This is a genomic window from Kocuria subflava (assembly GCF_012163155.1).
In the GTDB taxonomy this organism is placed as follows: domain Bacteria; phylum Actinomycetota; class Actinomycetes; order Actinomycetales; family Micrococcaceae; genus Kocuria; species Kocuria subflava.
On the sequence record NZ_JAAVUN010000018.1, the window covers coordinates 18,377 to 32,831 of the forward strand.

14 protein-coding genes are annotated in these 14,455 nt (G+C 62.9%); 6 read left to right on the plus strand and 8 right to left on the minus strand.

All coding sequences use genetic code 11. The features are described 5' to 3' along the window. Positions 1-237 precede the first annotated feature (237 nt). The 8 genes from rplI to GTW58_RS09640 all read right to left on the minus strand — a co-directional run bounded on the left by rplI (position 238) and on the right by GTW58_RS09640 (position 7,565). Positions 238-687: a 50S ribosomal protein L9 gene (gene rplI, locus GTW58_RS09605; RefSeq protein WP_119933239.1), complete on the minus strand. Its 450-nt coding sequence runs from the start codon at positions 685-687 to the stop codon at positions 238-240. A gap of 20 nt (positions 688-707) precedes the next feature. Then, complete coding sequence (gene rpsR, locus GTW58_RS09610; RefSeq protein WP_047688597.1) at positions 708-944, minus strand: 30S ribosomal protein S18; 237 nt, start codon at positions 942-944, stop codon at positions 708-710. 155 nt (positions 945-1,099) lie between these two features. After that, on the minus strand, positions 1,100-1,720 hold the full coding sequence (locus GTW58_RS09615; RefSeq protein WP_119933240.1) for a single-stranded DNA-binding protein: 621 nt from the start codon (positions 1,718-1,720) through the stop codon (positions 1,100-1,102). Between the two features lie 105 nt (positions 1,721-1,825). Beyond that, entirely contained in the window at positions 1,826-2,167 is a 342-nt protein-coding gene (gene rpsF / locus GTW58_RS09620; RefSeq protein WP_119933241.1) for a 30S ribosomal protein S6, read from the minus strand. Positions 2,168-2,303: 136 nt separating this feature from the next. Then, positions 2,304-3,551: a hypothetical protein gene (locus tag GTW58_RS09625; RefSeq protein ID WP_119933242.1), complete on the minus strand. Its 1,248-nt coding sequence runs from the start codon at positions 3,549-3,551 to the stop codon at positions 2,304-2,306. Between the two features lie 7 nt (positions 3,552-3,558). Continuing rightward, entirely contained in the window at positions 3,559-4,815 is a 1,257-nt protein-coding gene (locus GTW58_RS09630) for a glycosyltransferase 87 family protein (RefSeq protein WP_209436491.1), read from the minus strand. Then, positions 4,808-6,142: a glycosyltransferase family 87 protein gene (locus GTW58_RS09635; protein ID WP_119933243.1), complete on the minus strand. Its 1,335-nt coding sequence runs from the start codon at positions 6,140-6,142 to the stop codon at positions 4,808-4,810. The genes GTW58_RS09630 and GTW58_RS09635 overlap by 8 nt, the downstream gene beginning before the upstream one ends. Beyond that, a complete protein-coding gene (locus tag GTW58_RS09640) occupies positions 6,135-7,565 on the minus strand; it encodes a CCA tRNA nucleotidyltransferase (protein WP_119933244.1) in 1,431 nt (476 codons plus the stop codon). The genes GTW58_RS09635 and GTW58_RS09640 overlap by 8 nt, the downstream gene beginning before the upstream one ends. A 75-nt stretch (positions 7,566-7,640) precedes the next feature. On the opposite strand from GTW58_RS09640, the gene GTW58_RS09645 reads away from it, so the two are divergent. From GTW58_RS09645 to GTW58_RS09670, 6 genes are all read left to right on the plus strand, one after another. Further along, a complete protein-coding gene (locus GTW58_RS09645; RefSeq protein ID WP_047688590.1) occupies positions 7,641-8,141 on the plus strand; it encodes an NUDIX hydrolase in 501 nt (166 codons plus the stop codon). A 90-nt stretch (positions 8,142-8,231) separates the two neighbouring features. Then, complete coding sequence (gene murJ / locus GTW58_RS09650) at positions 8,232-9,899, plus strand: murein biosynthesis integral membrane protein MurJ (RefSeq protein WP_119933245.1); 1,668 nt, start codon at positions 8,232-8,234, stop codon at positions 9,897-9,899. Positions 9,900-10,030: 131 nt separating this feature from the next. Beyond that, complete coding sequence (locus GTW58_RS09655; protein ID WP_119933246.1) at positions 10,031-11,449, plus strand: hypothetical protein; 1,419 nt, start codon at positions 10,031-10,033, stop codon at positions 11,447-11,449. A gap of 129 nt (positions 11,450-11,578) precedes the next feature. Further along, positions 11,579-12,607, plus strand: a complete 1,029-nt coding sequence (gene trxB, locus GTW58_RS09660; RefSeq protein WP_119933247.1) for a thioredoxin-disulfide reductase — start codon at positions 11,579-11,581, stop codon at positions 12,605-12,607. Between the two features lie 52 nt (positions 12,608-12,659). Beyond that, entirely contained in the window at positions 12,660-12,989 is a 330-nt protein-coding gene (gene trxA, locus GTW58_RS09665; RefSeq protein ID WP_047688584.1) for a thioredoxin, read from the plus strand. Between the two features lie 242 nt (positions 12,990-13,231). Next, complete coding sequence (locus GTW58_RS09670) at positions 13,232-14,449, plus strand: peptidoglycan-binding protein (protein ID WP_119933248.1); 1,218 nt, start codon at positions 13,232-13,234, stop codon at positions 14,447-14,449. Positions 14,450-14,455 lie beyond the last annotated feature (6 nt).

A 14,455-nucleotide genomic window follows, 5' to 3' on the forward strand; every position in this document is an offset into this window, starting at 1 on the left:
CTGCTGAACAGTGAGTTGTTCCGTCCATGCGAGCCCTCTCTCCACCGAGCATCGACTTGTGCCGCCCATCAGCTCTGATGGGCGGCACAGCTCACTGCTCAGCGGAAGGTAGTGGGAGATGACCGGAAATACTCACCTCTCGGCCGGCGAGTAGCGGGAGGTGGGTGGCAGTTGAGGAAACAGAAACGCCCCCGACCATCATGTGGTCAGGGGCGTTTCCAGTTGCTCACCTGAACATCAGGCGGGGACAACCTCGAACTGGACGGTCGCGTTGACGTCCTCGTGCAGGCGGACGTTGGCGGAATAAGTGCCAACGGTCTTGACCTGCTCGCGGATCTCCACGCGGCGCTTGTCGATCGAGCCCAGGCCGGCAGCCTCAACTGCGTCAGCAACCTGCTCGGCCTTGATGGAGCCGAACAAGCGGCCCTCTGCACCGGTCTTGGCGGCAACCTGAACGGTGGTGCCATTCAGCTTGGTGGCCAGTTCCTGAGCGTCTTCCAGGGAAGCCAGCTCGCGGGCGGCACGGGCAGCCTTGATCGATTCGATCTGCTTCTCCGCACCCTTGGACCACGGGGTTGCAAACCCGCGGGGGAACAGGAAGTTACGGGCGTAGCCGTTCTTGACCTCAACAACATCACCGGCAGAGCCGAGGCCTGAGACCTCGTGAGTCAGGATGATCTTTGCCATGAGTTCTGGTTCCTTTCCGATCAGCGGCCGGAGCCGGCGTAGGGAAGCAGAGCGACCTCACGGGCGTTCTTGATCGCCTGGGCGATCTTGCGCTGCTCCTGGACGGACACGCCGGTTACCCGGCGGGCGCGGATCTTTCCGCGATCGGAAATGAACTTGCGCAGCAACGCAACGTCCTTGTAGTCGATCTCGGTCACGCCTGCAGCCTTGAGGGGATTGGCCTTCGGCTTCGGCTTGCGAATTTCGTTCTTCGCCATCGTGGTGCTCCTTCTGAAGCGTGGAGCCCGCAGGTGCCCTGCGGGATGGAATGGATTGTTGGGACCTTCGAATGAAGTCCCGTGAAACGCGGTCTGCACGCACCGAGCCGGTACGTGTCACGGCGTGGGATCAAGGCCTGAACTCAGGCCACCGATCAGAACGGCGGTTCGTCGTCCTGGCCGGTTCCCCAGTCGTAGTTGCCACCGGAGGACTGGCCCCAAGGGTCGTTCTGCTGACCGGCCTGCTGGCGCCCACGGCCGCCCTGGTTCCCACCAAAGCCACCCTGATTGCCACCGGACTGGTTGTAGCCACCCTGCTGGTTGCCGCCACCGCCACGGTTGCCACCGAAGCCGCCGTCGTCGTAGTTGCTGCCCTGGCCGCCACCAAAGTTTCCGCCGCCGCCCCCTCCACGGGAGTTGCGGTTGATCTTGGCGGAGGCAAAGCGCAGCGACGGGCCGACTTCCTCGACCTCAAGCTCCATGACCGTGCGGCGTTCGCCTTCCTTGGTGTCAAAGGAACGCGAGCGCAGGCGGCCCTGGCAGATCACGCGGGTGCCCTTGGTCAGGGTTTCTGCCACGTTCTCTGCGGCTTCACGCCAGACCGAGCAGCGCAGGAACAGGGTTTCCCCGTCCTTCCACTCATTGGACTGGCGGTCGAACTGGCGCGGGGTTGATGCGATCGTGAAGTTCGCAACGGCCGCACCAGAAGGTGTGAAGCGCAGTTCAGGGTCTGCGGTCAGGTTGCCGATAACGGTGATGACTGTGTCGCCAGCCATTGTGGGTCCTCCGGATCGAGTCGCGTATCTGGTGCGGGGAAGGCTCTGAGTCAGAGACCATCATCACACCGGGGTCCGACACCACATGGGCGTCAGGGTCAAACCTCAGGCCTCGGCGGGAACGGGCTCGCCGTTGACGTCGTGGTGAGGGTGGATGCGCTGCTCCTCAGGGCGGATGATCTTGGTGCGCATGATGGCCTCGTTGAGGTTCAGCACACGGTCGAGTTCCTGAGCGGTAGCGGGCTCGGAGTGGAAGCGCACAACGGCGTAAATGCCTTCGGACTTCTTCTGGATTTCGTAGGCCAGACGACGACGGCCCCAGATGTCGACGTTGTCGACGGTGCCGTTCTCGCGGGTGACGACCTCGAGGAACTTCTTCAGGGTCGGCTCGACCGCGCGGTCGTCAACCTCGGGGTTGATGATGACCATCAGCTCGTACTCACGCATGTAAGAACCCACCTCCTTCGGGCTAAGCGGCTGTGGCATTTCCACAGCAGGAGGTTCAATGCGTGTCCGTGTCCGCGGCTCCCAGGCCGGGAACGCACAAAACACAGACCTGCCAACGCTACTACACGGCCACAGCTCAGTCGAGGTTGACGGTGATCTCAGCGCTGGATCCGTCGGAGGTCACATTCACGTGGACGGGGAAGTTGATGGTTTCCTCCACCCGGCGTCCGTCTTCCAGGTAGGTCAGGCGGGCTTGGGCGGCGGAGTGCTCAGAGGCCTTCCAGTCGAGTTGGCTGCCGGTGTCCTCATCCGGCACCAGCCACAGGGACGGCCGGGAGACCAGTTCCCATTCCACGTTCTCAATGGAGGATCCCAGGGCAGGGGCCTCCAGCGGTGTGGGGGAGGCCGTGGTGGTGGGGGTTGCCATGGGGCTCTCCGGAGCCTGCGCGTTGGGGACGTTGCCATCCGCCCAACGCTGGGAGCTGGGGCAGTCGGAGGGTGCCACGGAGTTCTGGGACATGCAGTCGTCAATCTTCTCCGCTATGGCCTGATCCACCTCTTCCCACAGGTTGGGTGAGGGTTCCAGCTCAATGGTCACCTCATGGGATGAGGGGTCATCCAATTGCACAGTGACCGGGTCAAGGGGGGTTTTCAGGATGTAGTCGCCGTTCTGGGGCAGGTCCACCACAAACTGGCCGGGCATGGCCTCCCAGGTCCAGAGTCCACCACTGCCATCGGCGGCAGCACGGTCCCGGGCGCTGAGCCGCTGGTTCACACCATTGATGGTGATCGCAGAAGTTCCTGGGCTGATCACGCTGAGGGTTGCGGATTCGTGGTCCTGCAGCACCCAGGAGTCGTTGAAGGGCCCTGTGCGGTGCTCCTTGAGCACACTCCAGGTATGCTCCTCACCCTGGCTGTGGCCCTCCGGAACTTCACCGTCGGCCCACCACACCTTCGCGCTGACCGCACCACTGTCCCCGTTGGTCTGAACGTCCGTGATTTCCCACCGGTCAATCCGACCTTCGGCCGCCCGGTAGGCGCGGTTGGGCAGTGCGGAGGCCCCGGAGTAGCCGAATCCGGTGGAGAAAGTGGCCAGTCCTTGCCGGGAGCTGCCATCCACCATGGACTGCAGCCAGCTCTCCACGGGATCCTGGGGTTTGCGTTCCACCAGCATCCAGTTCACGCTCAGACCGATCACGGACACAGCGATCACCACCACCACCAGCCAGGTCCACAGGGATCGGCGCACCTTCTGGGTCCGGTCCCGGTCCCCCAGGGCCACCAGTTTGGGCAGAACATCCCACTTGTGCCGACGTCCGACGTCGGGCTCATGCGGTTCAGGCTGAACAGGCTGGGAATCGGTGGTGTTGCGGTGGCTACTCATGCGCGGATCACATGTTCTTGGCGTGGATGCCGATCAACAGGGCCCGCTTGCCACGCTGGATGTCGATGATCACCACCACCAGGAACCACAGCAGGGCAACAAAGCGGGCCACGGCAAAAATCTCCTGCGGAGTCCAGGAGCCTTGGGCGAACAACGGTTGGGTCTCCCATCCGCCGGCCGGGGCGTTGAGCGTGGCCCAGTACCCGATCTCCACGGCCTGCCAGATGAAGAACTCGATCCAGGAACGCCGTGCCAGCACCACCAGCGGCACCATCCACACGGACTGCAACAGGGACCATTCCCGCCCGAACAGGATGGCCACGATCAGCAGCAACAGCAGCACCTGGACAATGCTGGGATCCTTGCCTGCCATCAGGGTCACCAGAAGCACGGCGACGACGGCGAGCAACACCACCACCAGGGACAGGGTCTGCAAGGACTCCGGGTTGATGGACAGGCCCGTGGGACCCGCGATCACGGGGTTCCAGACATCCCACACGGTGCTGTTCTGCACGGGTGCGTTCAACGAATCCAGGAACTGCTGACGCCAGCGGTCGAACTCCGTGACCATGAACGGCCCGTTGACCGCGGCAAAAAAAATCACGGAGGACAGCAGCGCAATGAAGAAGTCACCGATGTAGCGGTAGCGCGCAGCCATGAAGAGGATGGCCACCAGCACCAGGGCCGGCAGAAGGTTGACCGTTGATCCCAGACCGATCCACAGACCGGCGATCCCCGGCGAACCGCGGATGTAGGAGGCCACGGCCAGCATCATGAACATCACGGCCCACAGGTCCCAGGCGGTGAAGCCCACCAGCAGGACGGTGGGTGCAAAGGCCATGACCACGGGATCAGAGGGCTGTTTGCCGGAGAGCCCGGCCACGGTGGCAATGATGATCACCCAGACCATGGCGGTGAGCACCACGGTCAGATCCAGCACCGTGTTGGCGTTGAGTTCAATGTTGAAGGCCTGCGCCAGGCCTGTGGTCATCCACCCCAGGACGGAGGTGAACATGCCCACTACAATGGGCTGATCCCCCGTGGGTCCGCCGGTGAAGAAGCCTTGCAACATGGTTCCGGGGGTCACGCTGAGATCCCCGGGATTCAGTTCCGTGGCGCACAGACCAGGGAAGCGGTTGGCAACGTCCCACTCCGGAACTCGGCAGGGCACGCGCAGCAGGAAGGAGAACAGGACGGCCAGAATGCCGATCACAAAAACCACAAAGCCGTTGGCTCCACGCCTGCCCTTTTTGGCTTCAGCCATGGGTGACTCCCTCCTTCCTGACACTGCTGCCGGCACCCTGGGGCGCCGTTTCGGCCGGGTTCACTGTAGCGCTGAGTGGCACCAAATCCCGCGGGGCCCGGCCGCGCATGACGTCCGTGACGGTGGCCGCACAGATGGCGACGACGGCGATCACGTGCAGGATCACAGCCACCGCGTAGACGGCAGTCCAGAACTGCGCCAGGCCTGATTCCGGTGTGGCATGGTGCAGCCAGTTGAAGATGGCGATCCAGTGAAAGACCTCAATCACCTGCCACGCCAGGAACTGTGCCATTTTGGGCCGGGCCAGAATCACCAGAGGAACCAGCCACAGCACAAACTGTGGTGAGTAGACCTTGTTGGTCAGCACAAAGGCGGCCACGATCAACAGGCTCAGCTGTTCGATGGTGGGTGTTTTGGGCGCCAACAACCCGATTCCCAGAACCGCCAGGCAGCACAGGGCGAATCCGCCGTAGGCCAGTACGTTGATGGTCTCCGCGCTCAGGGTTGGTGCACCGATCTGTGGCGCGAGCGCCACGTTCCACACGTGGTACACGGAGGAGAATCCCGCTCCGCGGTCTGAGGAGAAGGACCAGAAGAAGCTCCACTGCTGGGGATCCAGCAGATAGAACGGGAGATTGACGGCCACCCATGTACCGGCCGCGGCCAACCCGGCAGCAATCATGGGACGGAACGTGCGCGTACGGATCCCCACCACAATCAAGGCACCGAGCAACAGGAAGGGCCACAGCTTCAAGGCCGTGCCCAGCCCCAGCATGACGCCGCCCAGCACCCAGCTCTCACGCCGGAAGAACCAGATGGCTGCCACCACCGTGAGCACCGGGAACAGGTCCCAGTTGATGGCGGCAGTGGCGGCAACCGCCGGGGCCAAGGCCACCACCACGGCAAAGCGTGGGTGGACCACCAGGCGGGCCAAAATCAGGACCGTGACGATCCACACCGCCAGAAGCACTGCCACATTGACGTCAAAATATATGCTCTGAGCGGTATGTACGGATCGGTCGCCACCGATCCAGTAGGTGAACATGCCTGTCAAAGAGGCAATCACCGTTTGCAGGACCGGATACTCCAGCAGCGCATCCGGTGACACATACGGGAAGTTTCCTTCCGCCATGCCGCGCGCACTGTACAAGAACGGGAGGTCCGAGTAGCAGGCACCGGCCATGGGCAGATCACCACGCCAGGTGACCTGGTGACAGGCCAGTCGGATCAACCAGGATGCCGCCACCGCCCACGTGGCAAAGCCCACCAGGGCCCAGGTCCAGAAGCGGGCAGTGGTGCCCAGCGGCACCCAACGGGTTTCACTCACCAGTCTGTGATCCTTGCTGCTGATCTTCCCACCAGCTCAACAACCGCGCGGTGGCTTCTTCCTGACCCAATGATCCTTCATCAAGTCGCAGCTCCAACAGGAAGTTGTAGGCCTGTCCCACGGTGCGGGACGGTCCGATGCCCAGGACTTCCATGATCTGCTGACCGTCCAGATCCGGGCGGACGGCCGCCAGTTCCTCCTGCTCGGCCAACTCCGCGATCCTGCGTTCCAGATCGTCGTAGGCATGGGCCAGGCGCTGGGACTTCCGTTTGTTGCGTGTGGTCACATCCGAGCGGGTGAGCAGGTGCAGGCGCTCCACCTGGTCCCCGGCATCACGCACGTAGCGCCGCACGGCCGAGTCCGTCCAGCCGGCCTCCCCGTATCCGTAGAACCGCATGTGCAGTTCCACCAGTCGGGTCACGGTCTTGATGGTGTCGTTGTCAAAACGCAGGGCCTTCATCCGCTTGCGCGTGATCTTGGCACCCACAACGTCGTGATGGCGGAAGGTCACCCCGCCGTCGTCGTTGAATCTCCGGGTGGCAGGCTTGCCGACGTCGTGCATCAGGGCGGCAAACCGCAGCGGGAAATCCGGTCCCGGCACGGGGCCGTCCGCAGATTCATGACCGGCTGCCTGTTCCATGACCGTCAAGGAGTGCTGGTAGACGTCCTTGTGGTGATGCGCCGAGTCCGTCTCCAACTTCAGCGCCGGAACCTCCGGAAGCACAATCTGTGCCAAGCCGGTGTCCACCATGATCTCCACCCCGCGGCGGGGATCGATCCCGTTGATCAACTTGACCAGCTCGTCCCGGACACGCTCCGCGGAGACGATCTCCAACCGGGCCGCCATCTCCGTCATGGCCGTGAGGACCTCCGGGGCCACGTCCATGCCCAATTGGGAGGCGAACCGGGCGGCACGCATCATGCGCAAGGGGTCGTCGTCGAAAGAGGATTCAGGGGTCCCGGGGGTGCGCAGAATCTTCGCGTGAAGATCCCGCACGCCGCCGTGCAGATCCACCAGTTCCAAGGAGGGCAGACGCAAGGCCATGGCGTTGACCGTGAAATCCCGGCGCACCAGGTCCTCCGCCAGCTCCGTGCCGAAAGCCACCGTGGGTTTGCGTGAGGTGGGATCGTAGGCCTCGGCACGGTACGTGGTGATCTCCAGCTGCATGTCACCGCGGCGCATGCCGATGGTGCCGAAATCCCTGCCGATCTCCCAGACCGCATCCGCCCACCCCTTGACCACGGCCAGTGTCTGATCTGGTGTGGCATCTGTGGTGAAGTCCAGATCCGTGGCCAACCGCCCCAGAAAAAGGTCCCGGACGGGCCCGCCCACCAGGGACAGATCATGACCGGCTGCCTCAAAAAGGCGCCCGGCTTCCAGGACCACATCGGGCACGGCGGAGGTATCGATCAGCTGCGTCATCGCAGCCCATCATTCCAGACCGGGCAGCCGGTCACCTTGAGGAGCCCTGCGGCAAGTACGGCTAGGCTGGTTCGCATGACTTTCCCCGTTCCCAGCGCACCCAAGAAGCGGCCGGCAGCACCGGCCGCAGCGCTGCCCACGGTGGAAGAGGTCTCTGCCGGAGGGGTCGTCGTCGATCTTGAAACCCCAGGTCACCCCGTGGCCATCATCGCCCGGATCAACCGGGGCGGACGCCTGGAATGGTGTCTGCCCAAGGGTCATCCCGAGGGGCGGGAAACGGATGCGCAGGCCGCCGTCCGTGAGATCGAGGAGGAAACCGGAATCGCCGGGGAGATCCTGTCACCGTTGGGCAGCATCGACTACTGGTTCTCCGTCTCCGGTCACCGGGTTCACAAGACCGTGCACCACTTCCTGCTGGAAGCCACGGGCGGTCACCTGACCACGGAGAATGATCCTGATCACGAGGCCGTTGATGTGGCCTGGGTCAACATGGATGACCTGGGGCGCAAGTTGTCTTTCCCCAATGAGCGGCGCATCGCCGAGATAGCGCGCGAATACATCATCCATCAGCTCTAGGCTGGTCCCCGAACTCAATGGGACTCATCGGTACGCACATCGTGGCCGAGCCGCCCCCGCCACCCTCAACGGCAACACGAAGGAGCGCACATGGCCCGCTCAGGTGCGGTTTCCAGCGCCATCATGGCTTCCGGCACGCTGGTCTCCCGCGTCCTGGGATTCATCAAGGCCATCCTTCTGGCCGTCGCCATCGGCAGCTTGTCCAACATTGCCAACATCTTTGACGTGGCCATCAACCTGCCCAACCTGATCTACGTGCTGGTGGCGGCGGGTGTGTTCAACTCGGTCCTGGTGCCACAGGTGATCAAGGCCTCCAAGAACTCCACCGACGACGGCGCCGATTACATCTCACGCTTGATGACCCTGGCCGTGATCGGTATGGCCGTGATCACGTTGGTGGTGGTGCTGCTGACCGTCCCCATCATCACCATCATGACTCCGGGGTGGGAGGCGGGCCATCGGTCCCTGGCCATCACTTTCGCCTTGTTCACGCTGCCTCAGATCTTTTTCTACGGCGTCTACACGGTCATGGGCCAGGTGCTCAATGCCAAGGGTGCCTTCGGCTGGTTCATGTGGACACCGGCCCTGAACAACGTGATCGCCATTGCAGGTCTGCTGGTGTTCATTCAGCAGTTCGGCAGTTACGCCTCCGTCCAGCACGACCTTGACACCTGGACCAATGCGCAGACGTTCTGGTTGGTGGTGATCTCCACGGTGGGCGTTGCCTCCCAGGCCTTGATCCTGCTGTGGCCCCTGAGCCGCCTGGGCCTGGATCTGCGCCCCAAGTTCGGATGGCGCGGTATCGGGCTCTCCACGGCAGCCAAACTCTCCGGTTGGACCCTGGCCACCGGCGTGATCGCCAACCTGGCCTTCCTGGCACTGAGCCGAACCGCCAACATTCCGCAGGCCTACGTGAGTTCTTACCTGGAGGCGGATCCGCCCCAGGTCATTGCTGGTAACTACGCCTTGAACCAGGCCACCATGCTCTACTCGCTGCCGCACGGTGTGATTGGGCTCTCCATTGCCACGGTGCTGTTCAACACCATGGCGGCCGCGGCGGCGGAGAGAAACACCCAAGGAATCAACGCGGCCCTGTCCAAGGCCTTGCGCTATTCCGGGATCGCCAACGTGTTCTTCACAGCCTGCTTGATCGCCTACGCCGGTCCCCTGGGCATGCTGTTCTCCGGCGGGATTCAAGCATCTGGTGCAGTGGTGGGTCAGGTCGTCGTCGTGATTGCAATCGGTGCGCCGTTTTTGACCACGGCCTTCCTGTTCGGGCGCGTGTTCTACGCGCAGGAGGATGCCCGCACCCCGTTCCTGGTGCAGACCCTGATTTCGGCGCTGACCGTGGGGGCGGCCTTTGCCATCCAGCACTGGGTGGAACCCAACCGGATGGTCATGGCCATTGCCGCTTGCTACGCCGCCCAGAACATCCTTTCCACGCTGATCTACCATTTCTGGGCGGTCAAGAAGATCGGTGACTACGGTCTGGGGCAGGTGCTGGAAACGCACGTCCGCTCTTTGGGGGCGGCCATGGTGGCAGCAGGTCTGGGAACCGGTGTGCTCTATCTACTGGGTGGGTGGAGCACGGACGGATGGGCGTGGACCAGTCTGGTCACCGCACTGATCACACTTGCCGCCTGCGGCGTCGTCACGGGTGTTCTGTACCTGGTTCTTCTCAAGGTCTTTGGCCTCAAGGAACTACCGGAACTCACCCGCCCGCTCACGGCACGTCTGGCCACCCGGCTCAAGCGCTGAGTTCACCGGCCAGATCCCCCGGTGAATACCAGGCCGCCGGGTACACTGCCAACGTCCCCCAACACAGTCTGACCCCCCGCTGAGACCCCACACCGGGGCTGGCGAGGACACTCAACACTTCAGGAGAGCAAGTGCCCCAGCCGATCAGCCTCGGGACCGTTCTGGGCGGTCGCTACAAGGTGTTGGACGAGGTCCTCACAACTGATGAGCAGGATCACATCCTGGGTGGCCAGGACCAGATTCTGGGCCGCGAGGTCACCATCCTGGTGCCTTCCGAGCGGCACACCTCCCGCGTGGTGGAGAACGCGCGTGCCATGGCGATCGGCGCTGTGGATGCGGACCTGCACATCCTGGACCTGGGCCAGTCCGGCTCAACCACCTACCTGGTGACCTCCTTTGCCGCGCCGTCCGTGATCACGGAGGAGCTGCTCTCCGAGCCCGGCACCCTGGATGACGACACCCTCTCCGATGACATCTTTGGCCGCCCCCGTTCGGCAGGCACTGCTGGAACCTACGTGGTGGACGACGGTGAACCCGACTCCGTGGGTGAGGAAACCTCGGAGGAGTTCTTTGACCAGTGGGATGACGATGACATCGACTCCGCACCGGCTGCCCCGGAAATGGAGAAGCACCTGGGCCGCATCAAGCGCGCACCCGAGTCCTCCACGCGGGCCACGCTGTTCGACCGCGCCGCTGCCGGTCGCGGAAGCACCCCCCACAAGGCCCCCGTACGGGACACCCACCGCATTGACCCCACGTACGACGGCGACAACCGCTACGACTCCTATGAGTACGAGTACAACTCGGGGGCCAAGGCCCGCGGTACCGGCGGGGGCGCCACGGAGGCCCTGAACCGCCAGGCTGTGCGCTCCCGCAGTGAACAGTCAGGCACCGGCTCCACCGCGGCACGTGCCACCGAACGCAAGTCCAACAAGGCGGGTGGCCTCCTGGCCCTGCTGCTGGTGCTTTTGGGTGTGCTGGCTCTGGGTGCCGTGCTGGTGTTCGGCGGCCTGGGCAATTTGTTCACCGGTGGCGAGGGCTCGGAGGACTCCACGGCGGCAGCCACCGATCAAGCCACTGAGCAGACTGTGACGGCCACCCCGGTCTCTGCGCTGCGCCTGGTTCCGGACAACCCCACCTTGATGGCAGACCAGGACGGCACCCTGGAACAGGTCATTGACCAGGATCCGGCCACCACATGGGTCAGCTACGGGTTCAGCAGCCCTGACTTCAGCCAACTGGTGAGCTCGGTCAGTTTGGCGGTGCGCTTTGAGGAGCCCACTGTGATGAACCAGGTTTCCATCACCCAGGAATCCGGGACCGGTGGCTCCTTCACGGTGTACGTGGCGGATGAACCCTCTTTGGACAACGCCACGGAGGTGGGCCAGGGAACTTTCCAGGGTCAGCAGTCCACCGTGGAGCTGGGGGATGCCGCCCGGGACAGCGAACACCAGTACCTGATCGTGGAGTGGACCGAGCTGCCCACCTTGACCCAGCCCATCGCGGGATACAACTACGGTCTGCGCATCGGGGACATCAACGTCACCTGACATGGGCCTGTGACGCCGCATGACCCCCTGTGGGCGTGCCGGCAGCTTGGTGGAATACCTGGCAACCCCTGGGGGTTGAGCACCCATGGAAGCTCAATTTCGGACAACCACGGAAGAAGGCCACGCAACGTGAGCACGGATTTCACCCCGGCCCTGAAACTCGACCTGGGAGCAACACCCCCCGGTCAGACCCAGTCAGCCGCCTCTGCTGAGGCAGCGGGAGAGTCAGAAATTCACGACGTCGTGATCGTGGGCTCAGGTCCTGCCGGTTACACCGCTGCGATCTACACGGCCCGAGCCCACCTGAACCCGGTTGTCCTGGCAGGCTCCGTCACGGCTGGCGGGGATCTGATGAACACCACCGAGGTGGAGAACTACCCCGGGTTCACGGACGGCATCATGGGTCCGGAGCTGATGAGCACCATGGAGGCCCAGGCCGAGCGCTTTGGTGCAGACATCCGTTACGAGGACGCCATCAAGCTGGACCTGGCCGGTGAGATCAAGGAGATCACGGTGGAGGGTGGCCAGGTGCTGCGCGCCAAGGCCGTCATCCTGGCCACTGGCTCGGCCTACCGTGAGTTGGGCCTGGAGGACGAGAAGCGCTTGTCCGGCCACGGTGTTTCCTGGTGCGCCACCTGTGACGGGTTCTTCTTCAAGGGCCAGAACATTGCCGTGGTGGGCGGCGGGGACTCCGCCATCGAGGAGGCCACGTTCTTGACCAAGTTCGCGGACAAGGTGACCTTGATCCACCGTCGGGATGAATTCCGTGCATCCGAGATCATGCAGAAGCGTGCCTTTGACGATCCCAAGATCGAGATCCTGTGGAACAAGCAGGTCATCGGCATCTCCGGTGAAGCCAAGGTGGAGGAACTGAGCCTTGAGGACACCGTGACCGGTGAAGTCAGCCCCTTGGCCGTGACGGGATTGTTCGTGGCCATCGGCTCGGACCCACGGACGGCCTTGTTCAAGGACCAGGTGGAGATCACCCCGGACGGCACGGTGGCCGTGCAGGGGCGCTCGTCCAAGACCTCCCTGCCGGGCGTTTTTGCCGCCGGTGACGTTCTGGATCCCACCTACCGCCAGGCCATCACAGCAGCCGGTTCCGGCTGTGTGGCTGCCATCGACGTCGAGCACTATCTGGCCGGCCACGGCGCCTGAGCGCCTGCCACCCATCCACTGACCAAGCCATCCCGTATTGAAAGGAGCTCTCATGAGCACCATTGACGTCACCACCAGTGAGTTCGAGGCCGAAGTCCTGAATTCGGACAAGCCCGTGATCGTGGACTTCTGGGCTGAGTGGTGCGGTCCCTGCCGCATGGTGGGCCCGGTCCTGGAAGCCATCTCCGATGAACACGCTGATTCCGTCAAGGTGGTCAAGGTCAACGTGGATGACAACCAGGAGATCGCTGCCAAGTACGGCATCACCTCCATCCCGGCCGTCTACCTGTTCAATGACGGCAAGGTGCAGAAGCAGAGCATCGGCGCCAAGCCCAAGGCCGCACTGGAGAAAGAATTCGCTGATTACCTGGGCAGTGAGTGACCCCATTCACCGAGTGCCCGCAGGAGCACAACAGTTGCATTGCGATTACTTGTGAGTAAAGCAATGTGAGCACCCGGAACCCCGGCCCCGTGTACCTTTACGGGTCGGGGTTCCCCCGTTGAAGGAACCCAACTCTCACAAACAGCACCCTTAGTGTTTGGCGAGAGTACAGTTCCACTATCGGTCTCACATCCGTGAGAACACCGTCTGACCACTGATCGCATCACGAGGCACCACACAACATGTCCGAAGACATCACCCAGCCGTTGTTGCACGGCATGAATGACCGCCGCGTTGTTGGACTGCGCGAAAGACTCGTTCGCACGGGCGCAGCAGGCGCCCACCTGGATCCCCGTGATGTCACCACCCCCGCAGCTTTTGACGACGACGTCGACACCGCCGTGCGTGCCTTCCAGCAGACCCACGGCCTGGTGATCGACGGCGTGGTGGGCCCGGAAACGGAACGTCGGCTCAATGAGGCCCAGTACTCCCTGGGTGATCGAAACCTGCAGTGGGATCAGCAAGAACCCATGCGCGGGGACGACGTCGAACGTCTTCAAGAGAACCTTTCCCTGTTGGGTCTCTACTACGGGCACCTGACCGGGACCTTTGACCAGAAAACACATCACGCGGTGGTGGAACTTCAGCAGAGCCTGGGGCTGGAAAGCAACGGTGTGGTGAATCATCAGACCATTGCCGCTCTGGCAAGGGTGAACAAGAAGATTTCCGATTCCAAGGCGTTCTCTTTACGGGATTATCACCGGCTTGAGCGATCCTCAGATGCGATCCGTTCTCAAAAGATCATTTTGGTTCCGGCCATGCACACGGAAGCTCCGGTGATCCCCAGTGGCGCTCCCGATGGTTACCGTGAAACTGCCAAGCGCATCACCACGGATGTTGCAGTACGCACCCACGAGTTGCTGCGGGAAGTCGGCGCCACACCGGTCTTGGTGTCCAAGGAACCTATTGCGGACCGGCACGGTACACAGATCGAGGTTCAGCCCAACATCAGGGAAGCCTTGGACTCCACACGAGACGCTGTGGTTGTTGTGCTGGACTGCGACTGGAATGCCTCTCCGGCTGCCCACGGGGCTTCCGTGTTCTATTGGGGCAATGCAGACCGTGGAGGTGCCACCTTGTCACCGATCGGGCAGCGTGGAGCCACGCTGACACTGCGGGAGATCGTGGCTCGTACCGGAGCACTTGACTTGGGTGCCCACGGACGTCAGTGGGGATTGCTGCGCCTCAACACGGCGCCCACGTTCTCCGTGGATTTGGGCTACATCTCCAATCAGGCTGAACTGAGTCGCCTGGAGAATGCTGAGTACCGCAGCCATCTGGCCAACGCCGTGGTGATCGGCCTCCAGCGGATGTATCTCCAAGCTGCTGATGACTTGCCCACCGGCACCATGAGTGCCGTTGACTTGGCTCGCGAGCTTGCTCGTCGACCCCAGCAGTAAACCTAG

Excerpts from the sequence above, each read along its gene's own strand:
- rplI (WP_119933239.1), bottom strand. The coding sequence starts at position 687 with ATGGCAAAGATCATCCTGACTCACGAGGTCTCAGGCCTCGGCTCTGCC.
- rpsR (WP_047688597.1), bottom strand. The coding sequence starts at position 944 with ATGGCGAAGAACGAAATTCGCAAGCCGAAGCCGAAGGCCAATCCCCTC.
- GTW58_RS09615 (WP_119933240.1), bottom strand. The coding sequence starts at position 1,720 with ATGGCTGGCGACACAGTCATCACCGTTATCGGCAACCTGACCGCAGAC.
- rpsF (WP_119933241.1), bottom strand. The coding sequence starts at position 2,167 with ATGCGTGAGTACGAGCTGATGGTCATCATCAACCCCGAGGTTGACGAC.
- GTW58_RS09625 (WP_119933242.1), bottom strand. The coding sequence starts at position 3,551 with ATGAGTAGCCACCGCAACACCACCGATTCCCAGCCTGTTCAGCCTGAA.
- GTW58_RS09630 (WP_209436491.1), bottom strand. The coding sequence starts at position 4,815 with ATGGCTGAAGCCAAAAAGGGCAGGCGTGGAGCCAACGGCTTTGTGGTT.
- GTW58_RS09640 (WP_119933244.1), bottom strand. The coding sequence starts at position 7,565 with ATGACGCAGCTGATCGATACCTCCGCCGTGCCCGATGTGGTCCTGGAA.
- GTW58_RS09645 (WP_047688590.1), top strand. The coding sequence starts at position 7,641 with ATGACTTTCCCCGTTCCCAGCGCACCCAAGAAGCGGCCGGCAGCACCG.
- murJ (WP_119933245.1), top strand. The coding sequence starts at position 8,232 with ATGGCCCGCTCAGGTGCGGTTTCCAGCGCCATCATGGCTTCCGGCACG.
- trxA (WP_047688584.1), top strand. The coding sequence starts at position 12,660 with ATGAGCACCATTGACGTCACCACCAGTGAGTTCGAGGCCGAAGTCCTG.
- GTW58_RS09670 (WP_119933248.1), top strand. The coding sequence starts at position 13,232 with ATGTCCGAAGACATCACCCAGCCGTTGTTGCACGGCATGAATGACCGC.